We start from the raw sequence: 3,184 nt of genomic DNA, 5'->3' as shown, positions 1-3,184 counted from the left end.
CTGCTCGGCGCCCGCGACATCCTCTTGCAGGCTGTTGCGCAATTTCCCGTGGTCGCGGAACGCGTCCATCGTCGCCGGCGGCATCGTGTTGACGGTGTCGGGGCCGATCAGCTGCTCGACGTACAGCGTGTCGCGGTAGCTCGGGTTCTTGGTGCTGGTGCTCGCCCAGAGCGGCCGCTGCACCATCGCTCCCTTGCCTGCGAGCGCCTCCCAGCGCGGCCCCGAGAAGAGCTGCCGGAAGAGGCGATAGGCCAGCTTCGCGTTCGCGATCGCGGCCTTGCCCTTGAGCTGCGCCACGTAGTCGCGGCGCTCCTCGGGCAGCTGCGCGGCGATCGTGTCGAGCCGCTTGTCGATCTCGGAGTCCACGCGGCTGATGAAGAAGCTCGCGACGCTGGCGATGCGGTCGATCGGCTGCCCCTGCCGCACCCGCTCCTCCAGCCCCATCGCATAGGCTTCGGCGACGCGCGCATAGGCTTCCCGGCTGAACAACAGGGTGACGTTGACGTTCATTCCCGCCGCGATCGTCGCCGCGATCGCGGGCCCGCCAGCCAGCGTGCCGGGAATCTTGATCATCAGATTGGGCCGGTCGACCGCCCGCCACAGCTTCCTCGCCTCGGCGATCGTCGCGTCGGTGTCGTCGGAGATATAGGGCGATACCTCCAGGCTGACATAGCCGTCCCGGGCGTCCAGCCGATCATAGACGGGCCGCAGCGCGTCGGCGGCGGCAACGATGTCCTGCACCGCCAGATGCTCGTAGCGGTCGATCGTCGCCGCGCCCGGATGCGCGCGGTCGTATTCGGCGAGCGACTCGTCATAGGCGTCGCCATGCCCCATCGCCTTCTCGAAGATCGAGGGGTTGGAGGTCACACCCGTCAGCCCGTCCGCCTCGACCAGCTTCTCCAGCCCCCCGGCCTGGAGGAACTTGCGGTCGACGAAATCGAGCCACACCGCCGTGCCCGCGGCGCTCAGCTCGCCCAATCTGCTCATGCGTTCTTCTCCAGCATCTCGCGCGCGACCTTCACGGCATTGTCGACCGTGAAGCCGTATTTGTCCTGCAGCTTGGCGATCGGCGCCGACGCGCCGAAGGTCGACATGGTGATGGTGCGCCCCTTCAGCCCGACATAGCGATGCCAGCCCATCTCGCCCGCCTGCTCGATGGCGAGCCGCGACGGGACCGATCCGGGGAGGACCGATTCCTTGTAGTCGTCGTCCTGCAGCTCGTAGCGATACCAGCTCGGCATCGACACGACGCGCGCGCGCACGCCGTCGGCGACCAGCCGCTCATAGGCCTCGACGGCCAGCGACACCTCGGAGCCCGTCGCGATCAGGATCACCTCGGGATCGTCCGACGACGCCAGCACATAGGCGCCGCGCTTGACGCCCTCGGCGCTCGCGTACTTGGTGCGGTCCAGCGTCGGCAGCGCCTGGCGCGACAGCACGATCGCGGTCGGGCGGTCGTTCATCTCCATGATCGACGCCCAGGCGACGGCGACCTCGTTGGCGTCGCCCGGCCGCACCACGTCAAGACCGGGGATCGCGCGCAAACTCGCGAGATGCTCGATCGGCTGGTGGGTCGGCCCGTCCTCGCCCACCCCGATCGAGTCGTGCGTGAACACGAACACCGACCCCAGCTCCATGATCGCCGCCAGCCGGATCGGCGCGCGCATATAGTCGGCGAACACCAGGAAGGTCGCGCCATACGCCTTGAGGTGCGACAGCGCCATGCCGTTGACCACGGCACCCATGCCATGCTCGCGCACCCCGTAATGCAGGTTGCGCCATCCGTAATCGCCCGCCTGGAACGATCCGCCGTCCTTGATCAGCGTCTTGGTCGAAGGCGCGAGATCGGCCGATCCGCCCATCAGCCAGGGCACGCGCGCGGCGATCGCGTTGAGCACCTTGCCCCCGGAGTCGCGGCTGGCGACACCCTTGGCATCCGCCTCGAACACCGGGATGTCGTCGGCCCAGCCGTCGGGCAGCGCGTCGGCAAGCATCGCGTCGAGCTCGCGTGCCGGCTCGGGATGCGCCTCGCGGTAGCGGGCGAGGTTGGCCTCCCATTCTTCGCGCGCAGACTGCCCGCGATCGACCATCGATCGCTTGAACGCGTCCGCCACGCCGTCGGGCACCAGGAACTCGGCATCCTCGGGCCAGCCATAGGCGCGCTTGGTCTCGCGGATCGCATCGACGCCCAGCGGCTCGCCATGCGCCTTTTCCGACCCCGCCTTGGGGCTGCCCCAGCCGATCACCGAATGGACGACGATCAGCGTCGGCCGGTCCCCGGTCGCCTTGAAGCTGTCGAGCGCCGCCGACAGCGCGCCCAGATCGTTGGCGTCGTCGACATGGATCACCCGCCAGCCATAGGCCTCGAACCGCGCACCGACATCCTCGTCGAACGCCAGGTCGGTCCCGCCCTCGATCGAGATATGGTTGCTGTCGTAGATCCAGCACAGATTGGAGAGCTTCAGATGTCCCGCCAGGCTCGCCGCCTCGGCGGACACGCCCTCCATCATGTCGCCGTCGCCGCAGACGGTATAGACGTCATGGTCGAACAGGGTGAAGCCGTCGCGGTTGAAATGCGCCGCCAGCCAGCGCTCGGCGATCGCCATCCCCACCGAATTGCCGCAGCCCGCGCCCAGCGGTCCGGTCGTGGTCTCCACGCCCGTGGTGTGGCGGTACTCGGGATGACCCGGGGTACGGCTCGACAGCTGACGGAATTCGCGGATATCGTCGAGCGACACGGCGGGACGTCCCGTCTTCTTGCCGTCCGCGTCGATCTCCTCGATCCCGGCCAGGTGGATCAGCGCGTATAGCAGCATCGACGCATGGCCGACCGACAGCACGAAGCGGTCCCGATTGGGCCAGTCTGGCCTGGCGGGGTCGTAACGCAGGAACCGGGTCCATATCGTGTGCCCGACGGGCGCCAGCGCCATCGGCGTGCCGGGATGCCCCGAATTCGCCTTTTGCACCGCGTCCATCGCGAGCGTGCGGATCGTGTCGATCGCGAGGCGTTCGGGGGACCCGTCCCCCTGATGGGCGTCGGCGCGATACGCGTCGGCGCCGTGCCGCTCGGTGGTGCTCACGTCGGTCATCTCTGCCTCATGTGGTTCGGGGGTCGAACGCGGGGCGCCCGTTAGGGTTGCCCCTTAATCCGGATCGAAAGGTCGTTCCAGCGTCGTCACGACCC

2 protein-coding genes are annotated in these 3,184 nt (G+C 68.2%); both read right to left on the bottom strand.

Features of this window, described 5'->3' with window-relative positions:
* A partial coding sequence (gene tal / locus VF592_RS01655; RefSeq protein WP_331003859.1) for a transaldolase occupies positions 1-987 on the bottom strand: 987 nt, incomplete at its 3' end.
* Positions 984-3,089, bottom strand: coding sequence for a transketolase (tkt, locus tag VF592_RS01650; RefSeq protein ID WP_331003858.1), 2,106 nt, complete (start codon positions 3,087-3,089; stop codon positions 984-986). The genes tal and tkt, both read right to left, overlap by 4 nt.
* Positions 3,090-3,184: the final 95 nt, after the last annotated feature.

This window comes from Sphingomonas sp. (genome assembly GCF_036388435.1).
Classification (GTDB): Bacteria; Pseudomonadota; Alphaproteobacteria; order Sphingomonadales; family Sphingomonadaceae; genus Sphingomonas.
This window is presented reverse-complemented; position numbering and strand designations above follow the sequence as displayed.